Below are 14,507 nucleotides of genomic sequence, written 5' to 3' on the forward strand. Positions count from 1 at the left end.
CGGCGTTTGGAGTAGTAGTGGGGGCAGAGTATGATAACCGCCCGGAAGCTCTGCTTGCAGCTATGGGTACAGCCCCGGCAGAGGTCATTGTATGTGATACGATCGCAGGTGGAATTCCCGACTTTCACTTGCCGCAGGAAAAAAGACCATTCCAGCCGCCGTTTCTTGCTCATTCTTGGCATGGGTGCGCTCCTTTCTGCCGTTTCCGCTGGTGTGGCGGTATCGGCGGTAATTCTGTATCATCTCGGTATCATTTTCGGGTTTTTTCTGCCCTATAAGCCCGTTAAAAAATCCTTTGGTATTTGCGGATAGGGTACGGGGCAGCCCCCTTGTTCTGTATAGGTTCGGGTACATTTTGGGGCGGTTTTTATCGTTCCTGTTCCTGCCTTTTCACAGGCTTGCGCTCCCGGTGTAAAATCTGGTCGATATTGCCCTTGACAGTCTGTAAGCGGCGGTATTCCTCCCGTTTTGCCCGGTAATCGTTGTAGCCGCTGTTTTTCTCTTGGATAAGGGTTTCAATCTCTGCTTGCAGGGCTTTATAGCTCGGCAGCTTGGAAATGCCGTTTTCCCTGAAATAGCGGGCGGCTGCGTCTGCTATGATAAAGTCGCTTTCGTACTTCTGACGGTAGGCTGCTTTTGCTTTGGCGTTTTTCTGCTGTTTCAGCCCGTCCCGGACAGGGCGGGTCTTGGAATAGGCAAGCACCTGCCGTTGCAGCTCCTTTTTCCCGTTCAGCGTCTTTTCCATCTGCTTCAGCTCTGTAAGGCTTTCCCGCATGGCGGTATAGGCGGCAGAACAGGCTTCGTCCAGTTCCTCCGGGGAAGAAAAGCCGTACTGCTGATAGGCGGTAACGGTAGCTGCCATTTGCTTTAGGTTGTGCTTTGCCGCCCAGCGGTCATAGCCCACGCCCTTGCCCTCGGCTCGCTTGGCTTCCCGGTCAACCATGCGCTGCAAGGTGTTGTCTGCCGGGGTGGTTTTTGTGGTTTTTTCCCCTTGTGACAGCTTTTTAACCGCGGCAGGGTATTCGAGTATGGCTTTGCTCTGTTCGGCGGCTCTGTGGGCGTTCTGCGTAAGCAGGACAAGGACAGCAGCCTTGTCAAAATCGTCCCCCAGCTTCCGGGCTGTGATAGGCTTTGTCCTGTCCGGCGTGAGGTAGGAAAGCCGCCCCCGGCTCTCCTTGACGGTCACACCCTCCCGCAGCAAAAGGGAAGAAAATTCGTCAAAGCTGCCAGCTTGGGAAAGTGCCTGCCGTATCGTCCGGCGCAGCTTCGCCTTGTCCGTTTCAAACTTGGTGGGCTTGGTCGGCTGTCCTGCGGCTTCTCTGACAGCGTTCTCTTTATCAAGGGCAAGCTGTCCTTTCTTTGCCGCCCAGTATTCCCGTTCGGTTATCCGTTCCTTGCTGCCGCTTAGGAGGTCGATTTGGTAAAGCCCCTCCCGGTGGCACATCTCCATGACTTCACTCTTGAAATATTCCATAGCGGCGTTGGTGCAGCGGTGCTTGCAGCCCTCCCGTGTGTCGGCTGGTCTGTCCATGTAGGGCAGAAGCGGGACTTCATAAATCCGCAGGGAGTTGATGACGATATGCACATGGATATTGCCGCTGTGGTTATGCCCGTCCGGGTGGGTGCAGACTAAGGCTTGGTGTCCGGGGAAATGCTCTTTACAGAACTGCTCGCCCAGCTCCTGCGCCCGGTCTACGGTCAAGCCGTTGTCTGTCCCGTCCCGTGGGTCAAAGCTGATGATATAGTGGTGGCTTTTCACATCTTCCCGTTTTTGGTTTTTCTCATAGCGGAGATTAGCCCGCATACAGGCAACAGCGAAATCCTCGCCCCCACAGTTGAGGGAAGAAATGCGGTAATCCTCCCTCGGTATCAGCCGCCCGTTTTCATCAAGGGTGGGCTTCATGGTAAACTCGTCATGCTCAAATGTGAGATAGGCTTCCGCTGCGCCATAGTCCGCATTTTTAGAGCTGATATGTTTGAATGTTGCCAACAGCGTCACCCACTTTCTGCAAGACTTCAAACTTTAGGGCAGCAAAGTCGGAAACCGCCGCCCGTACCTCCCCGGCAAGCTGCGGGTAGGGGCTGTGCCACTCGTTCAGCGTCCGGGCTATCTGGTTTAAGTTGCCGCCGATCCTGCCGTATTCGGCGGTCAGCTTCCCGACAGCGGCAAGCAACTCGTCATTGACGGGGGAAACGGTTATGATGGGGCGTATGGCTGCCCCGGTTATGGCTTGCCGGATAAACTCGGCTTGGCTCATGTTGTAAGCAGAAAGCCTTTCCGCAAACTCGGCGTATTCTTCCTCGGTCATGCGTGTCTTGACTACCCGGCTGCGGTGCGGCGTGTTATATCGTTTTCGCATGGTAAAACCTCCTTCGGCTGTGCGTGGTGTCCTCTCACTAATAGGAGAAAAACAGGGTGTAAAGCGGAACTGTTTTTGAAAAATCCGAAAAATTATTTTGAGGGATTTTCCAGCGGCGTAAGCCGCATAAGCAGGGTTTGGGGAAGGCACTCCCCAACAAGATTCCCGCAGGGGCAAAATGAGCGATAAGCGAATTTTGGTACTGCGGTAGAATCTTGCTCTGAAAAACTCCGGCGTTCCCCGGCTTCCGTACTTTCCGCTAACAAGACGTTTCAAAAGGGCTTTGCTACCCGCTATTCCGGCATATCTTGAAAATTTTCCTTTCACTACCTACAACACCACGCAAAGCAAAATGGACGGAGATTTTTAGAATTTCCCCTTATTCCCTACAACACCACGCAAGCCGAAAAAGGCGGACAATGGCAGTATTTTTTTCTTTGATACCCTCCACGGATAAGTAAGGGATTTTGCCAACTGCGGCGGCAATTTTCCCTTTTGTTTTTTCATACTGGGGATTTTCAAAAATGCCAAACAGGAACGAAAAAAAGCAGCAAATCTGTTGAATAGATTTACTGCTTTCTGGTTGCCGGCGAAGCGGCGGTTATTCAGTTGTAGGCGGTAGGGCTATCTCCCAAAGCGGAACTTGAAAATAGCTGTGAGAAGCGTCTGGGTGATGTAGTCCTCTGTATCTTGGTCTACCCGTCCATTCACACGGGCGGCACATTGTATGCGGCGGCGGTAATACTGCAATACAGTTCCCACCGCTTCCGGCTCCCCGCTGGTGGCTTGGACGATTGTTTCATAGGGGAGAAGCCTATTATTTCTCATATGCCATTCCCTCCATTTCCGCTTGGAGCTGCCGTAGGACTTTTCGGATATGGTAGCCCGCTGTGCTGCGGCTGCGCCCGTACTGTCTGCCAATTTCGTGCTGTGGAATACGCTTGAAAAAGGACAGGTAAATCATTTCCCGCTCCCGTTCGTCCAGCCGTGACAGGGCTTCCGCAAGTAAGCCGCTGCTGAAAATGACCGTATCGCCGCAAAGGGTAAGTATGTATTCCTCGTCCGGCTCCGGGGCTTGGAAATATTCATCTGTCGTGCCTAAAGGGTAGTGCTTTTCGTCTGTGAGGTATTCAAGGGATATTTCTCTTTTGTGCTTCCTGCTCCGTGTCCTCGCTGCGTTGATCGTTGCATTTCGGATAACGACTTTGCAAAAGGCATGGAAAGTGTACTCGATATGTTCCCGATATTCTTCTGCGTGGTAGTGACATCAAAACATATCACTCCACCGGCTCACCATATAGGCGTTTCATGCCATCATATGTTACTAACCATATACGTTTTGATTGCCTAGCCTCAACGCCTATCTTAAATCGTGGTGGCTTTCCATTTCTTTCAATACAAGCTTGACGCAATGAATCTGTACTCTTTCCCCATAATTCCGCTGCTTCTTCCAGAGTTAATACTTTATCAATGTAATTCATCGGATCCTCCTGCATATATAATATCCTATAACACATCCGGTAATCAAAGCTTTTATGGCTTCCTTATCAAAGTCTATAAAATATATTAAAATGGCAATGCCTATAATTGCTATAATGTCTTTCATCGTATTCACTCCTTATGATATAATGAAAGTGTCAGGAGAGGTTTCCCTCTCCCTTCACCGCTCTCTTATCGTTTTTGTTTTCGACGACGCTTACGATTTGAGGGCTTTTCTTTTTTTCTGAACTCTAGCCATATCATTACTACTAATGTTATGAACCATTCAACATCTACTTTATCAATCATTTCTACCTCCTTTCTATGGTTTTATTATACCGCATATACGGTATAATGTCAAGTAAAAATAAACAAAAAAAGTGCCCAAAAAGCTAGATTTTATCTAACCTTTTGGGCTTTCTTCTTTTTCACATACTTAACGCAATATGCTACGAGATAAACGGATCACCGTACCTTTCACCACTGAGCCACCGTATACATTACCGTGGCTCCTTTTATTTTAGAGCCATCAAATTGTACTAATCCTTCTACCCTGCCGGCTTGATAGCCTACCGTTGGGTAGACTTTATCATCAATTACAGTAACACCGGCTTTAATCTTATGTTCCTTATTAAGGTTGATTTTGTAGACATCAACCTTCTGTTTTTCAGTATTCGGCACAACTACAGTTCTATCAGTATTGACAATGGCCTCATTAGGTACATCCGGTGATTTATTTTTAATTGCTTCAGCTGTCTTAGCAGCAGCCTTTTCTACCGTAGGTGCTACTACCGTATACGTAACAACCGGCTTAGCTTCAGGTACGGCTTTTGCAATTTGTTCCGCCTGTTTAGGAGTTACTTTAATTTCTTTAGCAATTTCCGCTGGATTTGACATAGTGGTTTGAGGTATAACTTTTGGCTTCTCGACCTTTTCTTTGCTGTTGATATAAAATGCCGTTGTAATAACAATTAACGCCACTGCAATGGCTGCATATAAAACATAGCATATTCTTTTATTATCCATATCCCTATCCCCTAAATAATTATTTTAAGCCGTCCAATAGTCAGTAATGCCACGAGCAATCGCCCGGACCATTTTGTCTAAATCATTTTCTAAAATTTCTAGATCTTCCATGTTGTCGATAAATGCCAACTCGACTAACACGGCAACGGCATCAGTGCCATTTAAGACCCATAGGCCATCACGCTGTTTACTTCCCCGGTCAATAGTATTTACAGACCGGATAATTTGAGACTGTATAAATCCGGCTAATCTCTGGCCATTAAAAGATTTATACAATGTCTCTGTACCACGAGCCGTAGTATTAAAAGCATTACAGTGGAGACTGATAAATATATCAGCCCCCCATTCATTGCTAGCTGCACACACCTCGCCTAAATCATCAGATTGCAGTGCTTTTACTTCAACTCCGGCCGTAATTAAGTACCCAGCTAATAACTTACCGGCCTTAGCGGCAATATCACTTTCACGGCTTCCGGTAACAGGATTAACGGCTCCCGGATCAGGTATACCTCCAGGTGCATGGCCTGGATTTACAAATACTCTCATACTGCACCTCCTAAAACTTAACCTTATTTTCAATCTTATCTTTTACTAATTCCAAAAACCGACCCATACTTTTATTTCCTCCGTCCCGGAGGTTTTCTAAAATACTTAAAAATTCAGATGAGCCCAAATATAACCATACAAGATTGACTGCAAAAGAGTTCTTGCCTGCCATCCAGTCAAACAAAAAAGCAGCCGCCGTGGCTGCTACATATGTAAGTACTTTTTTGCAAAATCCCTTACGCATATATTCGCTTTTAATAAGGTTTAAATCAAAGGCCGTAGGAATTGCCCTGTATTTTTCCCACACCGCAATGTGTTCCGGATCATATCCAAACTGATTTACTAACATATTATATGCCACACTAGCCCACTTGGTTACAAGATCAAGGCATACTAATAACACAAATATACCTAATACTTGTACGTGCTTTAATCCAATTAGCCAAATGGCTACTGCGGCCACAACAGATAATGCTGATTTCACCCACCATGCGGAAATCAATGATTGCCACATGTCTTGCAAATACTGTACATAAATCATTCATTGATCTCCTTTTCAGCTTCAATTTCTTTATCGCATTCTGCAATAGCATCAAGATAAACATTTAAAACACAATTTTCATCCGGACAACGGCCATCTTCAGTTAATTCCGCTGCACAATATTCGCAATATAATTTCTTTTCCATAATTAAACCTCCTTGATTGCATCAATCATAGCCTTATTATTGGCTTGATACTGATCACGTAATTGTGCTGCCAACTTATCATTACCTTGTAATAAGGCTGTAAGCATACGTTCTTGCAGCGGAGCATTGGCAGCATCTGTTTCTGCCTTAATTTCTTGTATCCGGGCCTTTCTTACTTCCGCTTCTGATGGTACATATGGAGTTGGCAACACTGGCTTATCTCCGCCCCAAACATATTTACCATCAGCTAATTTAGCCTGAATGCTTCCATCATCATCTCTTAAATATTGTTTTCCCGGATACGCTTGCTTTGCTAGCGTTTCCAGTTCTTCCCATGTATCTCCATGAACTTCTAGCCAGTATGATGCTAAACGCTGACTTTCTCCGTTTTTATCCGGATTATCTAGTACAATAAGATATTGATTCATACAATCATCAATCCTTTCTTTTAAATAACTGGAGGTAAAATTATGAAACTGCCAAACAACTATGGATCCGTCAGCAAATTATCCGGTAATCGCCGTAGACCCTATATGGTCCGTAAAAGCCTTGACGGAAATCAATTAGTTATCGGCTATTTTGAGACAAAAGAAAAAGCCCTTCAGGCCTTGGCTGATTATAATCGCCAACCTGCTGAGCTTCCAAAATCAACTATTACTTTAACAACGCTATACAAGCAATGGCTGCCGCATCACGCTCCAACGCTTTCTAAATCTGGAGTATCTAGTTATACAAACGCTTACCGGCATATCCAATCTATTGCCACTATTCCAATACAACAACTAACATACGATGATTTTCAAGGCGTGCTTGATGCCATGCAATTATCTTACGCAAGCAAAAAGAAGGTACGCTCTTTAATTAACCAACTATGCAAGTATGCCATCAAAAAGGAACTCATGCAGCGTAACTATGGAGACTTAGTCACTATTGGTAAGAATACTAAAGTACGGCCACACAAACCATTTACCCGGCAGCAAATAAATAAACTATGGCAGCTTAATACATCCGAAGCGGATGGAGCTCTGATTCTCCTCTATACCGGCATGCGGTGTGATGAGCTACTCAATCTCCGGCGAAAAGATATTAATCTTAAAAGCAAATACCTCACAATTACGAAATCAAAAACTAAAGCCGGTGAAGGGAGAGTTATCCCTCTTCATAAGCGTATTTTGCCAATTGTCGAACGTCTCTGTTCTCAATATCAAGATCGCCTATTCCCGATTTCCTATACCAATTTTTCAAAGCATTTTAATCGGATCACAAATGGCAAGCATACGACTCACGATTGCCGGCATACAGTAGCAACCATGCTTGATCGTGCCGATGCAAATCCTAATGCTGTTCGGGCTATACTCGGACACAAAAATGGAGATGTAACAATCAAGGTATATACTCACAAAGGCTTACGTGATCTGCGTAGAGCTATTGCATTGCTAAAGTAATGCTGCAAACTTGATACTATTTATATTTTAAGCAAGTAGAATAGATGCACTATTGTTAGAGTCTTGATGTTGCAAATTAGTTACTAATTGCACTAATTACCGGTGCATAATTGCTCCAGTTTGGAGCGTTTTTGTATGCTTCTACGCTTTCTGCTGGAACCATTACAGATATTACTGCCCCACCCGACCCTAACATAAATGAGCCATTCAACGTTGGAGGTGTAGTTGCTCGCACAATCAATGTAAGGTCAATTTTACAGCTGCTAAACGCTGAATTTGTAACTGATTTACAAAATTCACCCAGTTCGACTATTTGTATTTTATGACTGTTATTAAATATGTTGGCCGTTAAATTCACAATTGATGGCAATCGTACTACTTCCAAATTGCCGCATTGAGCAAAGGCAAAAGGGCCAATGCTCTCACACTGCTTCAAATCGATTTCAGTCAGTGTTGAATTGAATGAAAAACACTGTTGCCCAACACTAGTAATAATGTCAGCGTTTGGCACAGCTGCAAGTTTTGGAGAACCATAGAACGTGCCAGTAGGCAAGGCTGTTACCTTTCCTATATCAACCTCTATTAGATAGTTGCAATATTGAAAAATGTTTGATTTATTATTCAATGTTTCCAGATTTGGAGCACTAAATCGCTGCATCGTTGACATAGTAAATGCATTATCCACTCCAATAGAAATGAGTGAGTTATTAGTATAACTGCTCATACTCTGCATACTATACAAACGAGTGTTTATGGCAGTTTCTGTTCCGATATAGTCACTCCACGGATATGTTCCATCAGCGAGTGTTGCCAAATCAATGCCTTCACCTTTACCGGTTGAAATTTCATCAATCGCCTTAGGCATTTCTGATGGCAGCATCTTCTTGTCATTTCCAAGTTTAGATTTTATCGCCTCTGCAATCCGCTGCAAGGTGTCACTATTAATTAGTACAAGAGCCATTAATACCGGACCTCCTCTGCATTCACGATCTTACCAAGGGCATCATCAATCAATGACTGTACCTGACTTTTAGTAATCATATCCGTTTTAATGCGATTGAGTGTACTATTTGTCATGTCTATTTCATCAAATAAATCATTATAATTATGCCTCATTTGATCTATATCGGCACCAACAGCATCAGTAATAATATCCTTTACTTGATCAGCCGTAACTAAATATTTAATGCTTTCCTTTAAATAGTAGATATCCTCTGATACCGTGGCGTTCATTTGTGCCATATTATTATTGATTTCCCTATAGGCTCCTTCTGCCGTTGTCAGTCGATCATTAATCTTATTTAATGCCGTAGTTTCAGCAATTGGCAGCTGCACAGTATTGCCACCTGTGATAGTTAATAGATTACCTTCTATTTTTAACTCTTGTAATACGCCCTTTTCATTAGGCCTTACATTAATTTGATCCTTATTATTATGTATTACCACATTTACTGATTTACAATTCATTCTTATCCCCCTTAAAAGCATTGCCCGGAGATATTAATAATTCCCCTTGCACAATTCTCTGGGCCTTGCCATTGCAAATTCGTTGGATATCATAATACATCTTATTAAATTTAGCATGACTATTATTAGCCATTAATTTAGATGTAACATCACGGTTTATCCTCAACAAAATCTCGCCATTACTAACAACCTCGCACTCACATTTAATGGCTAACGGATCGCTATACCGATAACAGGCACCAAATATAAACTTACTATTTGAAGTGTCTATTAATTCTCCGTTATCGTCAGTTAAATTAAAAGTTATTTGATGATCGTCTCCCTGATTGATTTCTAAATCAATCTTTTCGACTTCATTACTAGTGTAAATCAATTTATCACCTCCTAACATTTATGATATGTATTTAATTTTTCATCCCCAAGGTGGACTATATGATGAAAACAAACTCTTAACCTATCCAATAAGATTTACAAAACGAGTTACTATGGTTGCAAATCATACAACAGGGCAAAGTGTAACAGTCGAGATGGCAATACGACCAACTACTGATGGCTTAACTAGTGCTGTTATAGTAACCTCAACTCCAACTCTAGATGGCAAGGCGTATTGGCTTGCTATTGGTAGTTAGTAGCCAAGGTGTAAATGTTAATCCAAACATCAAAACTAATAGCACTGCGGCACAAATCGACTTACCGGTTATTTTTCCAAATAAAAACCTTGCATCTGTTTTATCAGACACTTGCAGTATGATTTCAGGAATTACTGGTAACGATGAAGGTGCACGCATTGCTAATAGATGGAACGATAAAGTAAACTTATATTCCGCATGGGATAAGGGATTAACAACTGAGGTAACTATTATCGCCCTTGGTTGCTAGCCAAGGTGTAAACGCCCTAGCTAGCCCTGGAAATGGCAATAATATTGCTTGGCCTATTACTTTTAACACAGTGTTAAGTGCTCGTATAACAGCTGTTGATAATGGTAGTGATATATATAGATTATCGCTAGCCGGATACAACAAATTTGGATTTAGCACAAATTTAAGAGGCGTATCATCTGATGTAAGCTATAGTGTTATTTCCGTTGGCAATTAACCAAGGTATAAAAGTTATTGGAATTACGGGTAGTGCATTAAATTCAGGATATTCCGAAGGCGAAAAATTAATTACATATCCTATTCCATTTAAAAAATTGTTAGGTTTTACATCTGGGTTAATCGATACCTCTGCTACGTTTGCGGAGCACGCCTCTGTAAATCCTAATAATTCAAACGCACGTGTGTTTTTACATGCTTTGACGGCCTCTAATGTAGAAATCACTACTTGGATATGGCTAGTAGGAATATAGCCAAGGTGGATACACTTATCATGCTGGAGCTAAAAGCGTACAATTTAATGTTATTTACCAAAAAGCATTTGGAGTATTATTAATGCCTACAGTAGCTCCAGAATTAACTAATAAACCACCTCATATGGTATTGTTCAATAATGATGGAATTGGAGGCGTAAAAAATGATAGTTTTAATGCTATTGCTTACTTCGATGTATTAAATCGCAACTATGGTGACAATGTGGCATTCTTTTGGTTTTCTATTGGAATTTAATTGCCAAAAATAAAAACATGAGCACCGCCAGCAGTATATGGTGTAGAGTCTTTGACCAATACTTTGCGTAATACAATAGTTGATAAATCATTGTTTCTGGTTCCGTTTTTTAATGTGGTTATTCGTTCAATTGTTTTTGCACTTACCAAACTATAGGCATCGTGGCTTAATGCTAATGCACCTAAATAAGTATTCAAGTTTATAGGATATTGCAAAATTGTTTCTTCAGTTTTAATTTCAGCGTTTATACCTTGGGTACTAATATCCAAAAGCAATAATAGTTACTTCTGTTGTTAAGCCTCTATCCCAACCTGAGTATAAAATAACTCGATCTGTATAACGTGATCTAATAGCAGCACCTTCATCATTTCCACCACCGGTAATAGCGGTTGTGCCGGTTGTATCGGATAACAAGGATGCAAGATTTTTCTTAACGAATGGAATGGGTAATTGAATTGTACTGCTGCTACTATTAATAGTTATATTTGGATTGATGTTTATACCTTGGAGAATTAACCCCCCAAACAGCTTGCCAAAACTGATTGACCAAGCATTAGGATTATCAAAATTGTATTTGACTCCTAATGCAGTAAGTTTTTCTTGATCTAAAGCACTAATTACTTGTTTGTTAAAATCCTTAATATTTGTAACCGGCAGAGATGCAACTAGCGATAATAAATCCGTAATGCTGCTCTGAATCCCTTTAATATTATTAGCTGGATTGCCAACCCATGTGGATTCTCCTGTAATGGCCTTAATACGATTGCCAATCATATCAGTTAAGGCTGTAATAGTTTGAGCCGTATTAGCAGCGACTACCGCATCATTAATCCGATGGGTATTGTTACCATATTTTCTAAGCTCATCACTAATCATCGTCAAAACTTCTTCTGCCGTGACCCACATCGTATTTGATAGTGAAATCGTTACATTATCCGAATTTGAATAACCAATACCCATTGTTACGGTTTTGGCCACTAATGTGCTGCTAGATGCCGCCTGAACAAAATCCGGATTTGCATCCACCATACCCGCAAATAAAATTTCACCTTCATCCGGATCCGTTGCAAAAATACCGATTTCGGAAATATTTTGAGCCGTTGTAAAATTAGCGTTAGTCAATCGCACTGTTACCGTACACGTATTATTCTTTTGTACCTTAGTAATAATTTCTGCATTGTCGATTTCTCGTACTAATCGTGTAGCACTTTCAATATTTGTCAAGTTACCACTACCAAAGGCAACTCGTGTAATATTTAATTTAGTGCTTCCGGCCGTAACTTTTGCAATGAGTGCCGTGCCTTTATTGGTGACTTTTGCACCTTGCCAATTAGCCATTTACTACCTCCTCATTATTAATAATCATCCCTATCCCAATTCTTGTACTTGCAACCGGTGTAGGATCTACAACTACACTGGTGTGATCAATGCCTGCAGCAAAAGCCACATGCCATGTAGTTTCCTTGATTTCTATAAAATTAAAGCCGTCAAAAATGCTTCTCGCATTCTTGACGGCGTAAACGCTATCTCGTAATTCATTTAACTTATCTGGTTCCGTTACGGCTTCACCATAAATATTCACTTTAAAGTGGTAAGGGCTTCCTCCGTAATCGTACCAATCTTGATATTCGGCCGTACTGTAAATGGCTGATACCATATCTTCTACGGCCTGTGGTGTACCTTTTCGCCGGTGCCATGCTATTGATTGCCTAATCAGATTCCGCTTCACTTCATCAGTCATATCATATTTAAAAAAATCAACATGGAATTGCCATGCCAATAAATTGAGTATTTCTGTAGGCAGTTCATCTAGCCGAGAATAAAGTTCTAACTTTTTAACATCATTAGATACATCCTCAACCAATGCATCCACAGCCTTAATAATCAGTTTAATATTTTCATCATCGAGACTGGAAGGTAAGATATCTATCAGTTTCATTTTTTCAACATCAATCATCTTCTAACCCCCCATATATGATATTTTTGCTACTATTCCAAGCTATTTCATTATTGGCCACAGCTTGATGCACAAATGCCGGTTCAACTCGTTTTGCCCCAGCTTCCATAATCCTATGAATCAATTCAGAAGGCTCAATATCTCTTCCCATTTTAGACCGTTGCCAAACAATGTAATCTTCTACCGCTTGATTTACGGCTAATTGAATGGCCCCCTGTGTAGTTTCTTTAGATTTTGCAATATAGTATGTTGCGGCAAAATTAAACAACTTCTTTTTAGGCTGCCGCACATTTACTTTATCTGTGCATGGCCGTACAGTTTTATTCGAGCAAGCTACTTTTACTTGATCCAAAACTTCTTGTTCCGGCAGTTCGCCATTTTCCATGAGCACATAGAGATCAACTTCACCTTCACGTTCAAAGTTTCTATCCTCCGGCCCCTCTACATAAGTATCAATGATGCCTGTATTCGCCGATAACGCAAAGTATTCATAGGCACCTTTTGGTCCGGCAGAAGAAAATCGTTCCGGTGCTAAATGAATGCGTTCCCGATATGGTTCATCTGTTTCAATATCAGAACCAGCTGCACTGGTATCCGTATTCACCACGCTGGCCACCCAAGGCACTGGATCCACCAGCTTGTTAATTTGCCCTGCCACGTATCCATTACCCAGCTTACCGGCAGTCATACAATAAGCAATCGCCGTAGCATTCAATTTCCCTGGATTAATGGTAATGTCTTTGTCAAAATTAAAATAAATATTATCGCCGGCCGTAACTCGTGTACCGGCTGGAATAACTACTGCTGATGTACGCTTTTCTGATAACGTGATCAGCATTGTAGTTTGAGCACTTTTAGCAGCTGTCCTTGCCGTACCTACCAATAAACCTAGATGATCTAAGCCCCAAGCCCTAGAATATGCAAGTAAGTTTTGCTTCCCGGTAAAATCAACACGTCGCCTAAGGCCTGTAAGTGCATAGGTGATTACCTTAAATGTCAGATACGTTGGATCCGCCGGAGCTAATGCATGCCCTCCCAAAGCATTAAAGATTTGCACTAAGTTAGCCATGATCTTATCCGGATTAGATTCAGCAAATGAAATATCCGGCAATCCGGCCTTTACCAACAGTTCTGACGTATCCTCTGTATCAAAGGTTAATAATTCTTCAATCGCCATTTATCTCACCCCCTTCACGGCTACGGTTAATATCGGTCTAAGGTGCCCAATCTCAGGCACATCATATTTGAGACTCGTAATCTTAGCTCTCGGTTCATACTTTCTAACCTGCCTAATAATTTCAGTGCTGATTTTAGCCTGTGCCATCAATGTTGGTGAGTCGATGATTGTACTATCAAGACCAAAATCTCTAAATAGTGGTACTGTGCCTCTAACTGTAGTGATAATCATACGTACATTTTGCACTACCTCCGCTTCAACGGATTCCGGAGCAAGGCTAATTTTGCCGGTAACAGAATTAATTACTGGATTGAGTAGCACTATCAGCCACCTCCTTAGTCGTAATGATTGTGTCATTGATGTACTCGCTCAATGTGACATTTACTTTTGCATATATAATGCCGCCTTTTGGGCCAAATAACACATCACTCATATCAGCTTCTTTCACCACCCATTGATCAATACCAATCGGAGTATTATTTAATACAAAATCTACAACAGCTCCGTTTTCAACGTATTCTTTCAACTGCTCAAATTCTTCTTCTGGTGTAACGCCATACATGGTATGTAGCTGAATGCTAAACGATATTTCTTCCAGATTTGGTCCAACGTATTCCAATTTAGGCTTATTTAGTAAAATCGCATGTTCTGCATAACGTGCAGATACTTTTCGGCTATAATCACTAATAGTACGTAATGTTCGAGTGCTTGCTACAAAATATACATCACCCAATGATCCTACTACCATATAATCACCT

Annotated in this window: 23 protein-coding genes; 4 read left to right on the plus strand and 19 right to left on the minus strand. The window is 42.1% G+C overall.

Annotated elements, in window-relative coordinates:
- Positions 1-367 precede the first annotated feature (367 nt).
- From EO126_RS01955 to EO126_RS01995, 10 genes are all read right to left on the minus strand, one after another.
- The gene (locus EO126_RS01955) at positions 368-1,990 is read right to left on the minus strand and encodes a relaxase/mobilization nuclease domain-containing protein (RefSeq protein WP_002569237.1); all 1,623 of its coding nucleotides are present in this window, start codon (positions 1,988-1,990) and stop codon (positions 368-370) included.
- The gene (locus tag EO126_RS01960; protein WP_127007210.1) at positions 1,962-2,360 is read right to left on the minus strand and encodes a plasmid mobilization protein; all 399 of its coding nucleotides are present in this window, start codon (positions 2,358-2,360) and stop codon (positions 1,962-1,964) included. Before EO126_RS01960 ends, EO126_RS01955 begins: the two co-directional genes overlap by 29 nt.
- A gap of 624 nt (positions 2,361-2,984) precedes the next feature.
- Positions 2,985-3,188, minus strand: coding sequence for a helix-turn-helix domain-containing protein (locus EO126_RS01965; protein WP_003505336.1), 204 nt, complete (start codon positions 3,186-3,188; stop codon positions 2,985-2,987).
- A complete protein-coding gene (locus tag EO126_RS01970; RefSeq protein WP_127007370.1) occupies positions 3,178-3,594 on the minus strand; it encodes an RNA polymerase sigma factor in 417 nt (138 codons plus the stop codon). The genes EO126_RS01965 and EO126_RS01970 overlap by 11 nt, the downstream gene beginning before the upstream one ends.
- Positions 3,595-3,637: 43 nt before the next feature.
- On the minus strand, positions 3,638-3,841 hold the full coding sequence (locus EO126_RS01975) for a helix-turn-helix domain-containing protein (RefSeq protein ID WP_021842623.1): 204 nt from the start codon (positions 3,839-3,841) through the stop codon (positions 3,638-3,640).
- Between the two features lie 475 nt (positions 3,842-4,316).
- The gene (locus EO126_RS01980) at positions 4,317-4,865 is read right to left on the minus strand and encodes a hypothetical protein (protein WP_127007212.1); all 549 of its coding nucleotides are present in this window, start codon (positions 4,863-4,865) and stop codon (positions 4,317-4,319) included.
- A gap of 24 nt (positions 4,866-4,889) precedes the next feature.
- Entirely contained in the window at positions 4,890-5,411 is a 522-nt protein-coding gene (locus tag EO126_RS01985) for an N-acetylmuramoyl-L-alanine amidase family protein (RefSeq protein WP_127007214.1), read from the minus strand.
- 10 nt (positions 5,412-5,421) lie between these two features.
- Positions 5,422-5,952: a phage holin family protein gene (locus EO126_RS01990; protein ID WP_127007216.1), complete on the minus strand. Its 531-nt coding sequence runs from the start codon at positions 5,950-5,952 to the stop codon at positions 5,422-5,424.
- Positions 5,949-6,098, minus strand: coding sequence for a hypothetical protein (locus EO126_RS10680; RefSeq protein ID WP_164726688.1), 150 nt, complete (start codon positions 6,096-6,098; stop codon positions 5,949-5,951). Before EO126_RS10680 ends, EO126_RS01990 begins: the two co-directional genes overlap by 4 nt.
- A 2-nt stretch (positions 6,099-6,100) precedes the next feature.
- The gene (locus EO126_RS01995) at positions 6,101-6,526 is read right to left on the minus strand and encodes a hypothetical protein (protein ID WP_127007218.1); all 426 of its coding nucleotides are present in this window, start codon (positions 6,524-6,526) and stop codon (positions 6,101-6,103) included.
- Positions 6,527-6,568: 42 nt separating this feature from the next.
- Here EO126_RS01995 and EO126_RS02000 point away from each other — a divergent pair, with 42 nt between their 5' ends.
- Positions 6,569-7,543, plus strand: coding sequence for a tyrosine-type recombinase/integrase (locus tag EO126_RS02000; RefSeq protein ID WP_127007220.1), 975 nt, complete (start codon positions 6,569-6,571; stop codon positions 7,541-7,543).
- Positions 7,544-7,619: 76 nt separating this feature from the next.
- Here EO126_RS02000 and EO126_RS02005 read toward each other — a convergent pair whose 3' ends face one another.
- The 3 genes from EO126_RS02005 to EO126_RS02015 are packed head-to-tail and all read right to left on the minus strand — an operon-like array spanning position 7,620 to position 9,383.
- The gene (locus EO126_RS02005; RefSeq protein ID WP_127007222.1) at positions 7,620-8,504 is read right to left on the minus strand and encodes a leucine-rich repeat protein; all 885 of its coding nucleotides are present in this window, start codon (positions 8,502-8,504) and stop codon (positions 7,620-7,622) included.
- Complete coding sequence (locus EO126_RS02010; RefSeq protein WP_127007224.1) at positions 8,504-9,010, minus strand: hypothetical protein; 507 nt, start codon at positions 9,008-9,010, stop codon at positions 8,504-8,506. Before EO126_RS02010 ends, EO126_RS02005 begins: the two co-directional genes overlap by 1 nt.
- Positions 9,000-9,383: a hypothetical protein gene (locus tag EO126_RS02015; protein ID WP_127007226.1), complete on the minus strand. Its 384-nt coding sequence runs from the start codon at positions 9,381-9,383 to the stop codon at positions 9,000-9,002. Before EO126_RS02015 ends, EO126_RS02010 begins: the two co-directional genes overlap by 11 nt.
- A gap of 239 nt (positions 9,384-9,622) precedes the next feature.
- Between EO126_RS02015 and EO126_RS02020 the strand changes: the two genes are divergently transcribed.
- The 3 genes from EO126_RS02020 to EO126_RS10685 all read left to right on the plus strand — a co-directional run bounded on the left by EO126_RS02020 (position 9,623) and on the right by EO126_RS10685 (position 10,615).
- Positions 9,623-9,889 (plus strand): hypothetical protein, encoded by a 267-nt coding sequence (locus EO126_RS02020; protein WP_127007228.1) that lies wholly within the window; start codon positions 9,623-9,625, stop codon positions 9,887-9,889.
- Positions 9,890-10,095: 206 nt separating this feature from the next.
- Positions 10,096-10,359 carry a hypothetical protein gene (locus tag EO126_RS02025; RefSeq protein WP_127007230.1) on the plus strand — a complete coding sequence of 88 codons (264 nt, stop codon included), beginning with the start codon at positions 10,096-10,098 and terminating at the stop codon, positions 10,357-10,359.
- A gap of 82 nt (positions 10,360-10,441) precedes the next feature.
- On the plus strand, positions 10,442-10,615 hold the full coding sequence (locus EO126_RS10685) for a hypothetical protein (RefSeq protein WP_164726689.1): 174 nt from the start codon (positions 10,442-10,444) through the stop codon (positions 10,613-10,615).
- Here EO126_RS10685 and EO126_RS02030 read toward each other — a convergent pair.
- Genes EO126_RS02030 through EO126_RS02055 form a run of 6 tightly spaced genes read right to left on the minus strand, consistent with a single transcriptional unit; the run spans position 10,612 to position 14,497 of the window.
- Positions 10,612-10,884, minus strand: a complete 273-nt coding sequence (locus EO126_RS02030; protein ID WP_127007232.1) for a hypothetical protein — start codon at positions 10,882-10,884, stop codon at positions 10,612-10,614. The two genes, EO126_RS10685 and EO126_RS02030, sit on opposite strands and share 4 nt — an antisense overlap.
- Positions 10,874-11,953: a phage tail protein gene (locus EO126_RS02035; protein ID WP_127007234.1), complete on the minus strand. Its 1,080-nt coding sequence runs from the start codon at positions 11,951-11,953 to the stop codon at positions 10,874-10,876. Before EO126_RS02035 ends, EO126_RS02030 begins: the two co-directional genes overlap by 11 nt.
- Positions 11,946-12,572, minus strand: coding sequence for a phage tail protein I (locus EO126_RS02040; RefSeq protein ID WP_127007236.1), 627 nt, complete (start codon positions 12,570-12,572; stop codon positions 11,946-11,948). The genes EO126_RS02035 and EO126_RS02040 overlap by 8 nt, the downstream gene beginning before the upstream one ends.
- Positions 12,565-13,749 (minus strand): baseplate assembly protein, encoded by a 1,185-nt coding sequence (locus EO126_RS02045; RefSeq protein ID WP_127007238.1) that lies wholly within the window; start codon positions 13,747-13,749, stop codon positions 12,565-12,567. The genes EO126_RS02040 and EO126_RS02045 overlap by 8 nt, the downstream gene beginning before the upstream one ends.
- Positions 13,750-14,070, minus strand: a complete 321-nt coding sequence (locus EO126_RS02050) for a GPW/gp25 family protein (protein ID WP_127007240.1) — start codon at positions 14,068-14,070, stop codon at positions 13,750-13,752. It abuts the gene before it with no gap.
- Positions 14,048-14,497 carry a phage tail protein gene (locus tag EO126_RS02055; protein WP_127007242.1) on the minus strand — a complete coding sequence of 150 codons (450 nt, stop codon included), beginning with the start codon at positions 14,495-14,497 and terminating at the stop codon, positions 14,048-14,050. Before EO126_RS02055 ends, EO126_RS02050 begins: the two co-directional genes overlap by 23 nt.
- Between the last annotated feature and the right edge of the window lie 10 nt (positions 14,498-14,507).

It is taken from the genome of Veillonella seminalis, from assembly GCF_003992065.1.
Classification (GTDB): Bacteria; Bacillota; Negativicutes; order Veillonellales; family Veillonellaceae; genus Veillonella_A; species Veillonella_A seminalis.